This window comes from Amycolatopsis sp. NPDC006131 (genome assembly GCF_040614175.1).
In the GTDB taxonomy this organism is placed as follows: Bacteria; Actinomycetota; Actinomycetes; order Mycobacteriales; family Pseudonocardiaceae; genus Amycolatopsis_E; species Amycolatopsis_E tucumanensis.
Genome location: NZ_JBEXTX010000067.1, coordinates 1 through 15,774, shown reverse-complemented (window position 1 = coordinate 15,774; position 15,774 = coordinate 1). Strand labels below are relative to the sequence as shown.

The window sequence follows — 15,774 nt, the reverse complement described above, 5'->3', positions numbered from 1 at the left end:
CCGCGAGCTTCCCGCTGGTCCGGAACGCGAGCACGATCGCGGCCGCGAGCACGAACATCCGGGTCCGGGCATCACGTTCGTCAGCCGAGCAGTCGCCGGAGGTAGTAGTCCACCGTGGCGACCGCCTCGTCCGGGTCGGTCTGCCCCAGGGCCACCTCGACGCCCAGTCCGGCGGCCAGCTGGATCAGGATGCGCGCCTCCCGCTCCGGGTCGACGCCGCGCCGCTCACCGACTGCCGCGGCGACCAGGCTCGCCAGGAAGCCGCGCAGCTCGGCGTCGCCGTCGGACATCCGGGTCGCGATGGCCTCGCTGGTGATCGCGCGGTTGAGGAAGGCGATGCCGAGCAGGAGGAACTGCCTGCTCTCCGCGTTCAGGCCGAGCATCTCGGTCAGCACCTCGCGCAGGATCCGCTCCGGGCCGGGATCCCCGGCCAGGCGCGCCCGGATCCGCGCCCCCGCGCGCTCGTTCGCCAGCTCCAGCGCGAACGCGAGCATGTCGTCCTTGGACGCGAAGTAGTGCTGCACCCGGCCCATCGAGACCCCCGCCTCGGCGGCCACCTCGCGCAGGCTCACCGCCTCGATGCCGCGCGTGCTTGCCAGCCGCCACAGGGCTTCGGCCAGTTCGGCGCGGCGCTGGTCGTGATCGACTTGCCTGGGCACATGCCAAGTTTAGCAATGCACTTGCATTGCCGTCCGGCTCGTTCTTACAATGCAGACGCATTGCAAAAACACCGTGGGGGTGCTCATGGCGACGAAGACGCCGGGATACGACGCCGCGCAACTGGTCTGCCTCGTGACCGGCATCCAGCTCGGCGCGGTCCCGCTGGTCCAGGCGATTCTCGGCGCACGGCAGGGTGGGGTGTTCGGTTGGCTTTTCGGCGGGCTGGACCTGGCCGGCGCGTGGCGGTACGTGGTGCCGAGCGCCGTGGTGATGGCGATGGTCGTCGCGATCCTGGCGCTCGGCACCGCCAAGGAGAAGAAGCGCACCTGACGCGGCGCCGGCCGCGACCCGGCCGGCGCTGTAGGCCCGTGGAACACGGCCTTCGGCCGCGGGCCGGAATCGGTCAGCTTCACCACGCCGCAGGAGGCCAGGTCGAGGTAACGCGAACACGTTGCGCCAGGCTTCGCCCACGGCAAACCGGTGGTGGCGACCGAATCACCGCCATCTCCCGGCGCACCTCGCCGAGGTCCCACTCCGGCCGGGAGCTCGTGCCGAACAACAAAACGGCAGCACGCGCGCCTAACGCAGCATCGCGGGGCGCAGGAACGGTTCCGGCACCGCGAAGCCGTCCACGAGCAGTCGCGCGTGGGGGCGGAGCTCGGCGCACAGGTCGTTCACCGCGGCGACCACCGCCTTCGCCCGCGCCGACGTCAGCCGGCCGTGTTCGAGGAACCACGCGCGGTCCTCTTCGACGTTCGACAGCACGTACAGGTCGCACACCCGCTCCAGCAGGGCGCGCGCGTCCTGGTCCGCGCACCGGTCGATGGCGGCGACGAACGCCTCCAGCACGATCCGTTCGACGTGCACCTTCGCCGCACGCAGCACGTGGTCCTGCGCGTCGTTGAAGACCTCGAACGGGTCTGCCTCCGCGGCCCGGCGCAGCCGCCGCGCACAGCCCTCCAGCACGTGCTGCTCGCGGTCCTCGAACAGCTTCACCTGCCAGCCGCGGTCGAACAGCACATCGTCGTCGTCCCGGCCGGGCGCGGCGTCCACCAGCCGCTCGATCACCTTGCGCGCCGCGGTCCGCTCGATCACCGCGCCGACGAACTGCTCGGCCACGAACCGGGCGGTCGCCAGCGGGCTCAGATCGGCGAAGTGGTCGCGGTAGCTGGTCAGCAGGCCCTTCGCGACCAGCTGCAGCAGCACCGTGTTGTCGCCCTCGAACGTGGTGAACACGTCGGTGTCGGCCTTCAGCGCGGGCAGCAGGTTCTCCGACAGGTATCCCGCGCCACCACACGCTTCCCGCGCCGTCTGGATGCTGCGGGTCGCGTGCCAGGTCGCGATCGCCTTGATGCCCGCGGCACGGGATTCCAGCTCGCGTTGCGCCCGTTCTTCGGCGTCCGCGGTGCCCTGGATGTCGTGCAGCGCCCGGGTCAGCTCCTCGTGCGCGAAGTGCAGCGCGTAGGTGCGCGCGATCGCCGGCAGCAGTTTCCGTTGGTGCGCCCGGTAATCCAGCAGCACCGTCTCGCCGTCCGCGCCGGGACGGCCGAACTGGCGGCGCTTCTCCGCGTACCGGGTCGCGATCGCCAGCGCCCGCTCGGTCGCGTGGATCGCGCCGCCCGCCACGCTGATCCGGCCGCGGATCAACGTGCCCAGCATGGTGAAGAACCGGCGGTTGTCGCTCTCGATCGGGCTCGTGTAGGTGCCGTCCTCGGTCACGTCGCCGTACCGGTTGAGCAGCGCGTCCCGCGGCACGCGCACGGAGTGGAACGTCAGGCGCCCGTTGTCGACGCCGTTCAGGCCCGCCTTGCGGCCGTCGTCACCGATCTCCACGCCCGGCATCGGCGCGCCCGTCTCGTCCCGGATCGGCACCACGAAGGCGTGCACGCCACGGCTTTCCCCGCCGGTGACGAGCTGCGCGAACGCCACCGCCATCTGGCCGTGCCGCGCCGCGTTGCCGATGTAGTCCTTGCGCGCCTGCTCGTCCGGTGTGTCGATGACGAACTCGCGCGTGGCCGGGTCGTAGGTGGCCGTGGTGCGCAGGTGCTGCACGTCCGAGCCGTGCCCGGTCTCGGTCATGGCGAAGCAGCCGAGCAGGTCCAGGTCCATGATGCGGGCCAGGTACCGCTCGTGGTGCGGCGCCGTGCCGAGCAGCTGGATCGCGCCGCCGAACAGGCCCCACTGCACACCGGACTTCACCATCAGCGACAGGTCGCCGTAGCCGAGCATCTCGAACGACACCACCGAGCCGCCGATGTCTCCCCCGCCGCCGTACTCGCGGGAGAATCCGAGCCGGTGCCAGCCGCTCTTGGCCAGTTCCCGCAGGCGCTCCAGCACCCAGGCCCGGTACTCCTCGGTGCTCAGGTCGTAGGGCTCGTCGAGGTCGTACCCGGCGTACTGCGCGCGAATCTCCCGGCGCAGCTGGGCCCACTGTCCATCCAGTACCGCGGTCAACGCATCGGGGTTCATGTTCCTACTCTGGCGTAACTTCCGCGGTCCCGCACGGCGAGCTCAGCCCAGATCCGGCCCCTCCCGGCGCAGTTCGTCGACCTTCGACATGGCCTCGCGCAGCTCGCCGAGCCACTCCTCGGCGTGCTGCCCGACGAGCCGGACTGCCCAGGCCAGGGCGTCCGACCGGGACCGCGCGACGCCCGCGTCGACGAGCGTGTCGAGCACCAGCCGCTCGGGCTGGCGCAGGCGCGTCATCACCGGCACCGACTGTGTGGTGAACAACTCTTCGGTGCCGCCGAGGCGCGCGCCCCAGGACACCTTGCGCTGGTACCGGTGCTCGGCCTGGCGCGCGATCTCGATGCGGTGCTCGCGGGTCTCCTCGCGGAACCGGCTGATGCGCCCCGACTCGGCGGCGGCGCGGGCGGCGTCGTCGGCGAACTCGTCGGTGAGCGCCGGCAGTTCGCCGACGATCAGGATCTCCTCGCGGTCCACGGTGATGTCCGGGGTTCCGGTGAACCAGCCGTCGGGGAGCCGCCCGGCGAACCAGCCCGCCGCGTCGTCCGCCGGCGGCACTTCGGCCTGGCCGCGGCCCTTCCAGCCTCGTCCCCACTGTGCGTGTGTGCGCATGTCCATCGCCTCCGCGATTACATGATTACGGTGCAACACACGCTACGCCGGAACGAGCGCGTCAGATCCCCTGTTCACTGCGGGCGGACAAAGCTGAGACCAGGTCATCAGGGCTGGTCACGGGCCGGTCGCAGACGTAACCGCGGCACACGTAGGCCGCGGCCTGACCGGCCACCAGCGGCCGGTCCGCGAGCAGCGGCACCCCCTCCGCGTCGGGCTCCCCGGCCAGCACGACCGCGCCGCCGTGCGCACGACGGGCGGCCACCGCGCGCAGCAGGTCCCGCTCAGTCGAGTCCGGGCCGGCGATGGCGACCTGGACGGGCCCGGCCAGCAGCGCCTCGGCCGCGGTGAGCCAGTGCCCGGCGAAGCGCGGGGCCTTGGCGATCAGCCGGCCCGTCCGGTGCACGGCCTCCTCGGCGGCTGCCCGGTACCGCGCGGACCGGTCCGGCCCGACCAGCACCGAGGCCGTGACCAGCGCGTTCGTCAGCGCGGATGCGCCGGAGGGACTGGCGTTGTCAGTCGGGTCCGACGGCCGGTGCACGAGGACCTCGGCGTCGTCCGCCGTGTCGTGGTACGCGCCCGGGGTGTCCGCGACGGCGAAATTGGCGAGCGCGGTGTCGAGCAGGTTCACCGCTTCGGTGAGCCAGCGCGGGTCGCCGGTCGCCTGGTGCAGGGCCAGCAGTCCCTCGGCCAGGCAGCCGTAGTCCTCCAGCACGCCCGCCGCGTCACCGGCCGTGCCGTCACGCGAGCTGCGGCGCAGGCGGCTGTCGCGGAAGTGGATGCCGAGGACCGCGGACGCGGCCTCCTGCGCCGCGGCCACCCAGTGCGGCTCGTCGAGCGCCACGCCCGCCTCGCACAGCGCGGTGATGGCGAGGCCGTTCCAGGCCGCGATCACCTTGTCGTCCCGGCCCGGCTGGGGACGCTCGTCGCGGGCGGCCAGCAGCGCGGAGCGGACCCGCTCGAAGCGCTCCCGGTCGTCCGGGTCGCGGAGCAGCTGCAGCACCGAGGCGCCGTGCTCGAACGTGCCGGATTCGGTGACGCTGAACAGTTCCGCGGCCCACGCGCCGTCGTCGTCGCCGAGCACCTCACGCAGCTGCGCGGGCGTCCACACGTAGGTCAGGCCTTCCTCGCCGAGGGTGTCCGCGTCGAGCGACGCGGCGAACCCGCCCTGTTCCGTGCGGAGGCGGGCGAGCAGGAACTCACCGGTCATGCGAGCGACTTCGGCGGCCAGGGCGGAGCCGGTGCGGCGGGCCAGGTGCGCGTACACCCGCAGCAGCAAAGCGTTGTCGTACAACATCTTTTCGAAGTGCGGCACGACCCAGGACGCGTCGACGGAGTAGCGGGCGAAGCCGCCGGCGAGCTGGTCGTGGATGCCGCCGCGGGCCATCGCCTCGGCGCACGATTCCACAAGGGACAGCGCCTCGGCGGACACGGTGCGTTCGTGGTGGCGCAGCAGGAACTCCAGCACCATCGACGGCGGGAACTTCGGCGCGCCACCGAAACCGCCGCGTGCGCGGTCGGCCTCCCCGGTCAGCTTCAGCAGGGCGGCGTCGAGCACGCCGGCGTCGACCGGGGCGGGCGGCAGCGGCCCGAGCTGCCCGGCGAGGTGCTCGACGATCTTGCCCGCGCCCTCGCGCAGTTCGTCGCGGCGTTCCTGCCAGGCCTGGGCGACGGCGACGAGGAGGTGCTGGAACGACGGCATGCCCGGCCGCGGCTCGGGCGGGTAGTAGGTGCCGCAGTGGAACGGCTCGCCGTCGGGGGTGAGGAAGCAGGTCATCGGCCAGCCGCCCTGGCCGGTCATCGCCTGGGTCGCGGTCATGTAGACCGCGTCGATGTCGGGACGCTCCTCGCGGTCGACCTTGATGTTGACGAAGTGCTCGTTCATCAGGCGCGCGGTCTCGGCGTCCTCGAAGGACTCGTGGGCCATGACGTGGCACCAGTGGCACGCGGCGTAACCGATCGAGAGCAGGATCGGCACGTCCCGGCGCTTGGCCTCGGCGAGCGCCTCGGCGCTCCACGGCCACCAGTCGACCGGGTTTTCGGCGTGCTGCAGCAGGTAGGGGCTCGTCGCGGCGGCGAGTCGGTTGGCCATGCCACCAGGGTGTCACGGCACCCGGAGAGCCGCCGCGCTAGCTGCTCTCGCTCTTCTCCGGCTGCTTGACCGGCTCGGGTGCGGACTTCCCCGCCTCGTCTTCGTCCTTCGCCTCGGCGGCGTCGGCCTCGGCCTTCTCCTCCGGGTCGAAGGTGGCCGGGACGCGCTTGAGGTGCTTGGTCATCGAGCGCACCAGCAGGGCGACGGCGATGAGGAACAGCAGGAGGATCAGGAACCCCAGCGGCGAGGACTTGCCGAAGTCCTCGCCCTGGCCGCCGTTGTCGCCGTTGCCCGGCTGCTGCGCGAGGACGAGGGCGGTCGTGGCGACCGGCGCCGTCACCGGCAACAAGAGACTCATGTGTTCACCTTCTCACGGACGCCCGCGAACAGGTCGTCCTCGGGCAGCGTGCTGTCCACGAGCGAGCGGACCAGCTCGTACTCCTCCGTCGGCCACACCCGGCGCTGCATGTCCAGCGGCACGAAGAACCACCGGCTGTTCGGGTCGATCTGGGTGGCGTGCGCCTTCAGCGCCTCGTCGCGGACCTCGAAGTAGTCGGCGCATTCGATGCGCGTGGTGACGCGCTCCATGACGTCCGCGCGGTCCGGGTCCCACTTGCCGAGCCACTCCGCGTACGGCGACTCCAGGCCGGCCTCGACGAGCGCGTCGTGGAAGGCCTGCATGCGGGCGCGGGAGAAGCCGTGCATGTAGTACAGCTTGAGCGCCTGCCACGGCTCGCCGGCTTCGGGGAACTTGTCCGGCTCGGCGGCGGCGTCGAACGCCGCCATGGAGACCTCGTGGGTGCGGATGTGGTCCGGGTGCGGGTAGCCGCCGTTCTCGTCGTAGGTCAGCACGACGTGCGGGCGGAACTCGCGCATGACCTTGACCAGCTCGCGCACCGGCTCCTCGAGCGGGGTGAGCGCGAAGCAGCCCTCCGGCAGCGGGGGCAGCGGGTCGCCCTCCGGCAGGCCGGAGTCCACGAAGCCCAGCCAGCGGTGCTGGACGCCGAGGATCTTGGCGGCCTTGGCCATCTCCTCGCGGCGGATGGCGGACATGTTGGCCAGCACCTCGGGCCGGTCCATGGCCGGGTTGAGGATGCTCCCGGCCTCGCCTCCGGTGCAGGTCACGACCATGACCTCGGCACCCTCGGCGACGTAGCGCGCCATGGTGGCCGCACCCTTGCTCGACTCGTCGTCGGGATGTGCGTGCACCGCCATGAGACGCAGGCGCGATCCCGTTCCGGACATCAGCTCGTCAGAACCCACCATGCGTCCAACGACCCCTTCTGAATCCCTATTCCGCCCCGGAGAGATACTGCGGTTGCCTCCATTGTCCCCGGGGGTACGACAAGTTCGATCGGAGGCCCGGCACTTGAGCACCGCCAGCGCCCCGCCGTCGCTGCCGGACGGCCGATACGGGCGGCCCCGCAGGCCGAGCCGCCGCTGGCGCGTGTGGGTGTTCACCGGGATCGCGCTGGTCGTGAGCTGCGCCGTCGCGTGGATCGGGTACGTGAACCTGGGTGCCGCGCCCATCAGTGCGGAACGCGTCACGTTCGCGGAGCTGCCCGGCAACGCGATGACGATCTCGCTGAACGTGACGCGGGACGAGCCGGACCGGCCGGGCGTGTGCATCGTGCGGACGCGGGACATCAGCGGCGCCGAGAGCGGGCGGCGGGAGGTCTACATCCCGGCGAACGACAGCCGGGTCGACGTGGTCGTGCGGAGCATCGACCGCCCGGTCACCGCGGACGTGTACGGCTGCTCCTACGACATCCCGGAGTATCTGTCAAGGAGTTAGCGGCCAACGGGGTGAATGACGCGACGAATGCCCGGTTTCTGAGAAAGACACCGGCGCTGACCTGCCCTGCCGTGGTACCCTGATCTACCGGCACGGCCCGAACGGGCCGTGTTTTTCCTTTATCCAGCCGCACTCGGTCGAGTGCGGCTGCCGGCATGAACACCCATGTCCGGCAGGCACGACGAGGAGATGGTGGCCGTGAGCGACACCCAGGTGACCTGGCTGACCCAGGAAGCCTACGACAGGCTCAAGCACGAGCTCGACGAGCTGATCGAGAATCGTCCGGTCATCGCTGCGAAGATCAACGCCAGCCGCGAAGAAGGCGACCTCCGCGAGAACGGCGGTTACCACGCTGCCCGCGAGGAGCAGGGCCAGCAGGAGGCCCGCATCCGCCACCTGCAGGAACTCCTGCGGTCGGCGAAGGTCGGCGAGGCCCCGAAGAACGACGGGGTCGCCGAGCCGGGCAAGGTCCTCACCGTGCGTTACGAAGGTGACGACGAGGACGAGAAGTTCCTGCTCGCCACGCGCGAAGAGGGCGCCGAGGGCGAACTCGACGTGTACTCCCCCGAGTCACCCCTGGGCAAGGCCCTGCTGGGCGCGAAGGAAGGCGAGTCGCGCGAGTACGAGCTGCCCAACGGGAGCACGCAGAAGGTGACGCTGGTCAAGGCCGTGCCCTACTCCGGCTGAGACCCACACTTTTTCGGAGCGGCTGCTCCGGGCGGGAGCATCGCCCGGAGCAGCCGCTTCGCTGTGTGCGGTCCCGCGCGGGCGTAGCGAAGCAAAAGCGAAGCCCGGCCCCAGGAAAACCGCGTAGCGTCACACGACATGAACCCCATCTGCGTGACCTGCGGCATGCAGTACGCCTCCCCCCGCGCGGACTGCCCCATCTGCGAGGACGAACGCCAGTACGTCCCCCCATCGGGCCAGCGGTGGACCGACTTCGCCACCCTGAAAGCCGAGCACGAGCCGGTCATCAGGCAAGAAGGCACCGGCCTCACCGGCATCGCCTGCACCCCGAAGTTCGGCATCGGCCAGCGCGCCCTCTTCGTGGAGACCGCGAGCGGCAACTTCCTCTGGGACCTCACCGCCTACCTGGACGACACGATCGCCGAGCACATCACCAGCCGCGGCGGCATCACCGGCATCGCGATCAGCCACCCGCACTACTACACGACCTGCGTCGAGTGGGCCCGCACTTTCGACGTGCCGGTCTACCTGCACGAGGGCGACCGCGAGTGGATCGGCCGCCCGGACGAGCGCATCGAGCTGTGGAGCGGCCAGACCAAGCAGGTCGGCGACGGCCTCACGCTGGTCAACCTGGGTGTGCACTTCACCGGCGGCACGGTCCTGCACTGGTCCGGCGGCGAGGAGGGCCGGGGCGCGCTGCTGTCCGGCGACATCGTGCAGGTGATCCCGGACCGCAAGCACGTCGGGTTCATGTACAGCTACCCGAACCTGATCCCGGAACGGCCGGCGGTCGTGCGGCGCGCCGCGGAGATCCTCGCCGGCTACCGCTTCGACGCGATCTACGGCGCGTGGTGGGACGCGGTGGTGCGGCAGGACGGCTACGACGTCGTGCAGCGCTCGGCCAAGCGCTACTTGGAGTTCGTTTCGTAGGCGAGCCGTTCCAGCAGCGGACGGACGCGCGGCGGCACGGGCGTGGACAGGGCCAGCGACGTCGACGTGCGGCGCACGCCCGGCACGCTCACCACGGCGTCGATGACCCGCTGCAGGTCGTCGTGGTCGCACGCCACCATCCGGACGAACAGGTCGCCCTGCCCGGTGGTGGCGTGCACCTCGCAGACCTCCTCGATCGCGTCCAGCGCCTCGGACACCGAGGTGCGCTGACCCTGCGCGATCTCGATCACCGCGAACGCGGTCAGCCCGTACCCCATCGCCGCCAGGTTCAGCTGCGGCGGGAAGCCGCCGAGGATGCCCTGTTCGGTGAGCCGGTCCAGGCGCGCCTGCACGGTGCCCCTGGCGACGCCGAGCCGTCGCGCGCAGTCCAGCACGTTCAGCCGCGGCGAGTCGGTGAGCAACAGCAACAGCCGGGCGTCGAGCGCGTCCACGCATCCTCCTGGTCACATTGCCCGATTTGATAGATCATCCTCGGCGAACACTGGTCAATGTGTCCAGGGAAATGCGCCACTGTTGCCCAGGATGCGACGAACTACGCATTCTGCCAGACATGACGAACGCTCTCGACGATGTCGACTACGACCAGTTGCGCCAGCTCGTCGGTTTGGTCGAGCACGATGAGACCGCCGACCCGTTCCCCGTGAAATCGCTCGATGCCGTCGTGTTCATCGCCGGCAACGCCACCCAGACCGCGTGGTACTACCAGCACGCGTTCGGCATGCGGCTCGTCGCCTACGCCGGGCCGGAGACCGGGCAGCCGGACCACAAGGCGTTCGTGCTGAAGTCGGGTTCCGCGCGCTTCGTCATCACCGGCGGCGTCCGGCCTGATTCGCCGCTGCTCGACCACCACCGCCGCCACGGCGACGGCGTCGTCGACCTCGCGCTTGAAGTGTCCGATGTGGACAAGTGCGTGGCGCACGCGCGGGCACAGGGCGCCACGGTCCTGGAGGAGCCGCACGACGTCTCCGACGAGCACGGCACCCTGCGCAGGGCCGCGATCGCGACCTACGGCGAGACCCGGCACAGCCTCGTCGACCGCTCCCGCTACGCGGGCCCGTACCTGCCCGGCTTCCAGGCGCGGGAGACGCCGCAGCGCAAGCGGCTGTTCCAGGCCGTCGACCACTGCGTGGGCAACGTGGAGCTCGGCAAGATGGACCACTGGGTGGACTGGTACCACCGCGTCATGGGCTTCACGAACATGGCCGAGTTCGTCGGCGACGACATCGCCACCGAGTACTCGGCGCTGATGAGCAAGGTCGTCGCCAACGGCAACCACCGCGTGAAGTTCCCGCTCAACGAGCCCGCGGTGGCGAAGAAGAAGTCGCAGATCGACGAGTACCTGGAGTTCTACGGCGGCGCCGGGTGCCAGCACATCGCGCTGGCCACGAACGACATCGTCGGCACGGTGACCGCGATGCGCGCCGCGGGCGTGGAGTTCCTGGACACCCCGGACTCCTACTACGACGACCCGGAGCTGCGCGCGCGGATCGGCGAGGTGCGGGTGCCGATCGAGACGCTGAAGGAGCACCGCATCCTGGTCGACCGCGACGAGGACGGCTACCTGCTGCAGATCTTCACCAAGCCGGTCGGCGACCGGCCCACCGTGTTCTACGAGCTGATCGAACGGCACGGCTCGCTCGGCTTCGGCAAGGGCAACTTCAAGGCCCTGTTCGAGGCCATCGAGCGCGAGCAGGAGCGCCGCGGCAACCTCTAGCCGACGACGGTGAACCCGGCGCGCTGGAGCTCGGCGTGGACCTCTTCGCAGTGGTCGGGCCCGCGGGTTTCCAGCTTGAGCGCGATCTCGACCTCGCCGAGGGCCAGCGCGCCGGAGATCCGCGAGTGCTCGACGTCCAGGACGTTGGCGCCGAGGTCCCGCACCCGGGACAGCACCGACACCAGCGACCCCGGCCGGTCCGGCACACGCAGCCGCAGCGCCAGGTAACGCCCGCCCGCCGTCATGCCGTGCTGGATTATCTGCAGCAACAGCAACGGGTCCACGTTGCCGCCGGACACCACGGCCACCACCGGCGCCGCGAACTCGCCGGGGTACTGCAGCAACGCCGCCACCGCCGCGGCACCCGCCGGTTCCACGACCAGCTTGCGACGCTCCAGGCACAGCAGCACCGCGCGGGACAGCGACTCCTCCGACACCGTGAGGACGTCGTCGACCTTCGCGGCCACGTGCGCGAAGCTCACCGGCCCCGGCTGGCCGACCGCGATCCCGTCGGCCATCGTCTGCATCTCCCGCAGGCGCACCGGGCCACCGGCGGCGAGCGACGGCGGGAACGCGGCCGCGTCCTCGGCCTGCACCGCGACGACCCGCACGTCCGGCCGCGACGCCTTCACCGCACAGGCCACCCCCGCGACGAGCCCGCCACCGCCGGTCGGCACCAGCACCGTGGCCGCCTCCGGCACCTGCTCCAGGATCTCCAGCCCGACGGTGCCCTGCCCGGCGATGATGTCCGCGTGGTCGAAGGGGTGGATGAACACCGCGCCGGTCCGCTCCGCGAACGCGACCGCCTCGGCCAGGGTCTCCTCCAGCACGTCGCCGTGCAGGTGCACGTCCGCGCCGTAGCCGCGGGTGGCGGCGAGCTTGGGCAGCGGCGCGCGCGTCGGCATGAAGACGGTCGACGAGATGCCCAGCAGCGACGCCGCGAGCGCGACACCCTGCGCGTGGTTGCCCGCGCTGGCCGCCACAACCCCGCGCGCCCGCTCCTCGGCGCTCAGGCCGTGCAGGCGGGTGTAGGCGCCGCGGATCTTGAACGAGCCGGTGCGCTGCAGGTTCTCGCACTTCAGGTGGACCGCGCCACCATGTGCCCGCTCCAGATCACGCGCGTGCTCCATCGGCGTGACGCGGATGATCCCCTCGAGCAGCTTCCGCGCCTCGCGGATGCGGTCGACGTCCACCAGATCCATATCCCGGATCATGCCACTCGAACCTCACGGGTTTCGGTACCCTGGGAGCCGGTCAGTACGGCGAATCGGGAGTAGCCATGCCAGCACGGGGTGAAACGGGCGGACGGGTCCGCCGCGCCACGCGTGCGGCCGGCCTGCTGCCGTTGCTCGCGGGCGTCACGTCCGCCCTGGCCCTCACCGGCGCGGCGGTCTACACGGTCGACCGGGCCAACTGCGGCGACCCGGCCCAGTACATCCGGCACGACAACTACGTCGAGCTGGTCGGCGGGTGCGTGAACGGCTCCGACCTGGAGGGCATCCGCACCGGCACCACGGCCGGTGACGCCAAGACGGCCGAGCTGAACAACTACCGGCCCTGACGGGCGGGGAAGCGCCGCGACGCTCCCCCGCCGTCGCCTCTCAGCCCAAGGCCGCGCGCAGGTCGTCGCTCAGGTCGCGGACGTCCTCGATGCCGACGGACAGCCGCAGCAGGTCGTCGGGCACCTGGAGCATCGAGCCGGCCACGCTCGCGTGCGTCATCTGGCCGGGGTGCTCGATCAGCGATTCGATGCCGCCGAGCGACTCGGCCAGGATGAACAGCTCCGTGCGCGCCGCGGTGTCCAGCGCGGCCTGCCTGCCGTCGGCGTGGCGGAACGAGATCATGCCGCCGAAGCGGCGCATCTGCTTGGCCGCCACCTCGTGACCGGCGTGCCCGGACAGGCCCGGGTAGTACACCTCGGCGACCTTCGGGTGCGCCGACAGCATCTCGGCGATCTGCTCGGCGTTGTCGCAATGCCGGTCCATGCGCACGGCGAGCGTCTTGAGGCCGCGCAGGGTGAGCCAGGCGTCGAACGGGCCGGGCACCGCGCCCGCCGAGTTGCGCAGGAAGAACAGCTGGTCGCGCAGCTCGTCCTCGTCGGTCAGCACGGCGCCGCCGACGACGTCCGAGTGCCCGCCCAGGTACTTGGTGGTCGAGTGCACGACGATGTCGGCGCCGAGCGCCAGCGGCGTCTGCAGGTACGGCGTGGCGAACGTGTTGTCGACGACGAGGCGGGCACCGGCGCCGTGGGCGATTTCCGCCAGCACCGCGAGGTCGGCGATGCCGAGCAGCGGGTTGGACGGCGTCTCGCACCAGATCAGCTTCGTCTCCGGGCGGACCGCGGCACGCACCTCGTCCGGGTTCGACAGGTCCGCGACGCCGTACTCGACGCCCCACAGCTTCAGCACCTTGTCGATCAGCCGGAAGGTGCCGCCGTAGGCGTCGTTGCCCAGGACCAGGTGGTCGCCGGGCCGCAGCACGGTCCGCAGCACCGCGTCGGTGGCGGCCATGCCGGAGGCGAACGCCAGGCCGTGCCGCGCGCCCTCGAGCGAGGCCAGGGCCTGCTCCAGCGCGGTGCGCGTCGGGTTCGCGGTGCGGGAGTACTCGTAGTCACCCTCACGGGTGCCCCCGACGCCGTCCTGCGCGTAGGTGGAGGTCTGGTAGATGGGCACGATGACCGCACCTGTCCGCGGGTCAGGCTCCTGACCTGCGTGGATGGCGCGCGTCTCGAAGCCGGAGCGGGAAAGGTCGTGCGTCATTTCCCCAGCCTACGACCAGCCCTGGGTCACCCATCGCCCGGTGGGCGGCAGGCACGCCAGCACCAGCGTGCCGATCGCGGGCACGCACAGCACGCCGACGTAGCCGAGCGGCACGTCGCCGTCGAGGAGGCCGAGGAAGTACACCCCGAACGCGCCGAGCACCAGCACCAGCACGTACACGAAGAGCGCCGCGGCCGCGCCGATGATCGTCGCGACGCGGCCGAACTCCTTGGCCAGCACCAGCCCGACCCCGCCGGTGATGAGCGCCGCGGCGAGCACCAGGTGGGTGGCGAACGTCAGCAGGCTGCGCCCGAGGTCGCCGTCACCGGCGAGCAGCACCGCGCCACCGGCGACGCCGACCAGGTGGAACAGGCCGCCGAGCAGGGCCAGGACGGCCGCCGTGATGCCGGCGCCGCCGCCGCGGGACGCCGCGGCCGCTTCGGATTGGGACGGAAAGGTCACCACTACCAACTACCAGCCGGGCGGTGCCGCAGGTACCGGAAGGTCCACGGAAGCACCGCGAGGACGAACACGAGCGGGCCGCCGACCACCGCGCCGACCCGCACGAACGCGTCGGCGGGGGCGAAGCGGAACATGGCGGCGAAGAAGTCCCCGAAGTAGCCGGGGTAGAGCAGGACCGGTTCGCAGATCACCGCTGCGACCGCGAGCAGCCCGCCGACCAGCAGCAACACCGCGCCGGCGACCGCGCGGAAGAACGTGGTCAGCGCGCCGGCGAGCAGGACCAGCGCGGCCGCCGAGTAGACGACGAGGACGGTGCGCACCTTGCCGTCCATGCCGGCGAAGCCGTAGTCGACGAAGAACTTCAGCGGCAGGTAAGCCAGCAGGCCGGCCAGCGCCAGCCCGAGCAGGCCGGCGAGGATCGCGGTGGTCCCGCTGGGACGCGGCTCGTGGCCGTTTCGACTCGTCACAGGGCCCCCGGGGGATCGGTCCGTTCCGGCGCTCACCCTAGCCGCGTTCCCAGCGCGCGGACATCAACTGGGAAAAAGACGATGCCCCCGGCGCGTGCCGGGGGCATCGTCGTCAGATCAGCTGGTCACCACTGCTGGGGCGGCTGACCGGGCTGGCCGTACTGGCCGGGCTGCTGCGGCGGCTGGCCGTACTGACCCGGCTGCTGGCCGAACTGGCCGGGCTGGCCGTAGCCGGGCTGCTGCCCGTACTGGCCAGGCTGGCCGTAACCGGGCTGCTGCTGCGGCTGGCCGTACTGACCGGGCTGCGGGAAGCCGCCGCTCTGCGGGTTCGGCCCGCCGGGCTGACCGTACTGGGGCTGGCCGTGCGGCTGCCCGAACTGACCGGGCTGACCCGGCTGCGGGAAGCCACCGCTCTGGGGGCCGCCGAAGCCGCCGGGACCGCCGAAGCCGCCCGGGCCGCCCTGCTGGCCGCCATCGCCGAGGCCGACGAACTGCTTCGTGGCCGGGACCAGGCCGAGCGCACCGATCGCCAGCACCACGATGCCGAAGATCAGGTACATGATCGCCTTGCCGGGCGTGTCCACCTCGCTCGGGAACGCGGTCATGAACAGGATCGCGAACAGCAGGAGGAGGAATCCGCCGACCGCGGTGACGATCGGCGCGATCTTCCTCAGCGAGGAGCTGAGGCGTCCGGCGAGCGCGATCAGCACGCCACCGGCCAGGGCCGCGAGGCCGCCGACCAGGATCATGATCAGGTAGAACCAGACCAGGCCCGGGCTCGGCAGGCCCAGCTGGTCGGCCTGCTCGCTGAACGAGTCGTACGCGTCCGAGTAGTCACTCGCGTCACCGAAGTCGACCAGGACGAAGATGGCCGAGAGCAGACCCAGGAGCGCCGCGACACCGCCGGCGATGTAGCCGAAGAGCTGGTTGTTGCCCGCACCGGCGCCGCCACCCTGCTGGGGGTAACCCGGCGCGCCGAAGCCCTGCGGCTGGCCGAAGCCACCCGACGGCGGGCCGTAGCCCTGCGGCGGCTGGCCGTACGGGCCCGGCTGCTGCTGCTGCCCGAAACCGGGCTGCTGCTGCTGCCCGAAGCCCTGCTGCCCGAAGCC

Annotated in this window: 18 protein-coding genes; 6 read left to right on the top strand and 12 right to left on the bottom strand. The window is 71.2% G+C overall.

Annotated features, from left to right (window positions below; all coding sequences use genetic code 11):
- Window positions 1–80: 80 nt before the first annotated feature.
- Window positions 81–659 (bottom strand): TetR family transcriptional regulator C-terminal domain-containing protein, encoded by a 579-nt coding sequence (locus ABZ215_RS28540; protein ID WP_354952956.1) that lies wholly within the window; start codon window positions 657–659, stop codon window positions 81–83.
- Between the two features lie 85 nt (window positions 660–744).
- On the opposite strand from ABZ215_RS28540, the gene ABZ215_RS28535 reads away from it, so the two are divergent.
- Window positions 745–990 (top strand): hypothetical protein, encoded by a 246-nt coding sequence (locus ABZ215_RS28535; protein WP_354952954.1) that lies wholly within the window; start codon window positions 745–747, stop codon window positions 988–990.
- 249 nt (window positions 991–1,239) lie between these two features.
- Here the strand turns inward: ABZ215_RS28535 and ABZ215_RS28530 are convergent, their stop codons facing one another.
- Genes ABZ215_RS28530 through mca form a run of 5 tightly spaced genes read right to left on the bottom strand, consistent with a single transcriptional unit; the run spans window position 1,240 to window position 7,096 of the window.
- Window positions 1,240–3,129: an acyl-CoA dehydrogenase gene (locus ABZ215_RS28530; protein WP_354952952.1), complete on the bottom strand. Its 1,890-nt coding sequence runs from the start codon at window positions 3,127–3,129 to the stop codon at window positions 1,240–1,242.
- A gap of 42 nt (window positions 3,130–3,171) precedes the next feature.
- Window positions 3,172–3,744 (bottom strand): hypothetical protein, encoded by a 573-nt coding sequence (locus tag ABZ215_RS28525; protein ID WP_354708967.1) that lies wholly within the window; start codon window positions 3,742–3,744, stop codon window positions 3,172–3,174.
- 55 nt (window positions 3,745–3,799) lie between these two features.
- Window positions 3,800–5,830 (bottom strand): thioredoxin domain-containing protein, encoded by a 2,031-nt coding sequence (locus ABZ215_RS28520; protein ID WP_354952950.1) that lies wholly within the window; start codon window positions 5,828–5,830, stop codon window positions 3,800–3,802.
- 37 nt (window positions 5,831–5,867) lie between these two features.
- Window positions 5,868–6,188 carry a hypothetical protein gene (locus ABZ215_RS28515; protein WP_354952948.1) on the bottom strand — a complete coding sequence of 107 codons (321 nt, stop codon included), beginning with the start codon at window positions 6,186–6,188 and terminating at the stop codon, window positions 5,868–5,870.
- Entirely contained in the window at window positions 6,185–7,096 is a 912-nt protein-coding gene (gene mca, locus ABZ215_RS28510; RefSeq protein ID WP_017984807.1) for a mycothiol conjugate amidase Mca, read from the bottom strand. Before mca ends, ABZ215_RS28515 begins: the two co-directional genes overlap by 4 nt.
- A 103-nt stretch (window positions 7,097–7,199) precedes the next feature.
- On the opposite strand from mca, the gene ABZ215_RS28505 reads away from it, so the two are divergent.
- From ABZ215_RS28505 to ABZ215_RS28495, 3 genes are all read left to right on the top strand, one after another.
- Window positions 7,200–7,625, top strand: coding sequence for a DUF4307 domain-containing protein (locus tag ABZ215_RS28505; protein WP_027936365.1), 426 nt, complete (start codon window positions 7,200–7,202; stop codon window positions 7,623–7,625).
- 189 nt (window positions 7,626–7,814) lie between these two features.
- Window positions 7,815–8,312, top strand: a complete 498-nt coding sequence (greA, locus tag ABZ215_RS28500) for a transcription elongation factor GreA (protein WP_027936366.1) — start codon at window positions 7,815–7,817, stop codon at window positions 8,310–8,312.
- 138 nt (window positions 8,313–8,450) lie between these two features.
- A complete protein-coding gene (locus tag ABZ215_RS28495; RefSeq protein ID WP_020421487.1) occupies window positions 8,451–9,242 on the top strand; it encodes a hypothetical protein in 792 nt (263 codons plus the stop codon).
- On the opposite strand, the gene ABZ215_RS28490 is transcribed toward ABZ215_RS28495, so the two are convergent.
- Complete coding sequence (locus ABZ215_RS28490) at window positions 9,221–9,694, bottom strand: Lrp/AsnC family transcriptional regulator (protein ID WP_354952945.1); 474 nt, start codon at window positions 9,692–9,694, stop codon at window positions 9,221–9,223. The two genes, ABZ215_RS28495 and ABZ215_RS28490, sit on opposite strands and share 22 nt — an antisense overlap.
- Window positions 9,695–9,813: 119 nt before the next feature.
- Between ABZ215_RS28490 and hppD the strand changes: the two genes are divergently transcribed.
- The gene (gene hppD, locus ABZ215_RS28485; protein WP_354952943.1) at window positions 9,814–10,977 is read left to right on the top strand and encodes a 4-hydroxyphenylpyruvate dioxygenase; all 1,164 of its coding nucleotides are present in this window, start codon (window positions 9,814–9,816) and stop codon (window positions 10,975–10,977) included.
- Here hppD and ilvA read toward each other — a convergent pair.
- On the bottom strand, window positions 10,974–12,179 hold the full coding sequence (gene ilvA, locus ABZ215_RS28480) for a threonine ammonia-lyase (protein WP_020421490.1): 1,206 nt from the start codon (window positions 12,177–12,179) through the stop codon (window positions 10,974–10,976). The two genes, hppD and ilvA, sit on opposite strands and share 4 nt — an antisense overlap.
- A 77-nt stretch (window positions 12,180–12,256) precedes the next feature.
- On the opposite strand from ilvA, the gene ABZ215_RS28475 reads away from it, so the two are divergent.
- On the top strand, window positions 12,257–12,538 hold the full coding sequence (locus ABZ215_RS28475) for a hypothetical protein (RefSeq protein ID WP_354952941.1): 282 nt from the start codon (window positions 12,257–12,259) through the stop codon (window positions 12,536–12,538).
- A 40-nt stretch (window positions 12,539–12,578) separates the two neighbouring features.
- Here ABZ215_RS28475 and ABZ215_RS28470 read toward each other — a convergent pair whose 3' ends face one another.
- The 4 genes from ABZ215_RS28470 to ABZ215_RS28455 form a co-directional block, all read right to left on the bottom strand.
- Window positions 12,579–13,736: a cystathionine gamma-synthase gene (locus ABZ215_RS28470; RefSeq protein ID WP_354952939.1), complete on the bottom strand. Its 1,158-nt coding sequence runs from the start codon at window positions 13,734–13,736 to the stop codon at window positions 12,579–12,581.
- 9 nt (window positions 13,737–13,745) lie between these two features.
- A complete protein-coding gene (locus tag ABZ215_RS28465) occupies window positions 13,746–14,198 on the bottom strand; it encodes a hypothetical protein (RefSeq protein WP_235716252.1) in 453 nt (150 codons plus the stop codon).
- A gap of 2 nt (window positions 14,199–14,200) precedes the next feature.
- Window positions 14,201–14,665 carry a hypothetical protein gene (locus tag ABZ215_RS28460; RefSeq protein ID WP_237336097.1) on the bottom strand — a complete coding sequence of 155 codons (465 nt, stop codon included), beginning with the start codon at window positions 14,663–14,665 and terminating at the stop codon, window positions 14,201–14,203.
- 125 nt (window positions 14,666–14,790) lie between these two features.
- The coding region (locus tag ABZ215_RS28455) for a hypothetical protein (RefSeq protein WP_354952937.1) at window positions 14,791–15,774 on the bottom strand (984 nt) is incomplete at its 5' end.

Coding starts and splice junctions, on each gene's coding strand:
- ABZ215_RS28535 (WP_354952954.1), top strand. CDS start 745: ATGGCGACGAAGACGCCGGGATACGACGCCGCGCAACTGGTCTGCCTC.
- ABZ215_RS28530 (WP_354952952.1), bottom strand. CDS start 3,129: ATGAACCCCGATGCGTTGACCGCGGTACTGGATGGACAGTGGGCCCAG.
- ABZ215_RS28525 (WP_354708967.1), bottom strand. CDS start 3,744: ATGGACATGCGCACACACGCACAGTGGGGACGAGGCTGGAAGGGCCGC.
- ABZ215_RS28520 (WP_354952950.1), bottom strand. CDS start 5,830: ATGGCCAACCGACTCGCCGCCGCGACGAGCCCCTACCTGCTGCAGCAC.
- ABZ215_RS28515 (WP_354952948.1), bottom strand. CDS start 6,188: ATGAGTCTCTTGTTGCCGGTGACGGCGCCGGTCGCCACGACCGCCCTC.
- mca (WP_017984807.1), bottom strand. CDS start 7,096: ATGGTGGGTTCTGACGAGCTGATGTCCGGAACGGGATCGCGCCTGCGT.
- greA (WP_027936366.1), top strand. CDS start 7,815: ATGGTGGCCGTGAGCGACACCCAGGTGACCTGGCTGACCCAGGAAGCC.
- ABZ215_RS28495 (WP_020421487.1), top strand. CDS start 8,451: ATGAACCCCATCTGCGTGACCTGCGGCATGCAGTACGCCTCCCCCCGC.
- hppD (WP_354952943.1), top strand. CDS start 9,814: ATGACGAACGCTCTCGACGATGTCGACTACGACCAGTTGCGCCAGCTC.
- ilvA (WP_020421490.1), bottom strand. CDS start 12,179: ATGGATCTGGTGGACGTCGACCGCATCCGCGAGGCGCGGAAGCTGCTC.
- ABZ215_RS28475 (WP_354952941.1), top strand. CDS start 12,257: ATGCCAGCACGGGGTGAAACGGGCGGACGGGTCCGCCGCGCCACGCGT.
- ABZ215_RS28470 (WP_354952939.1), bottom strand. CDS start 13,736: ATGACGCACGACCTTTCCCGCTCCGGCTTCGAGACGCGCGCCATCCAC.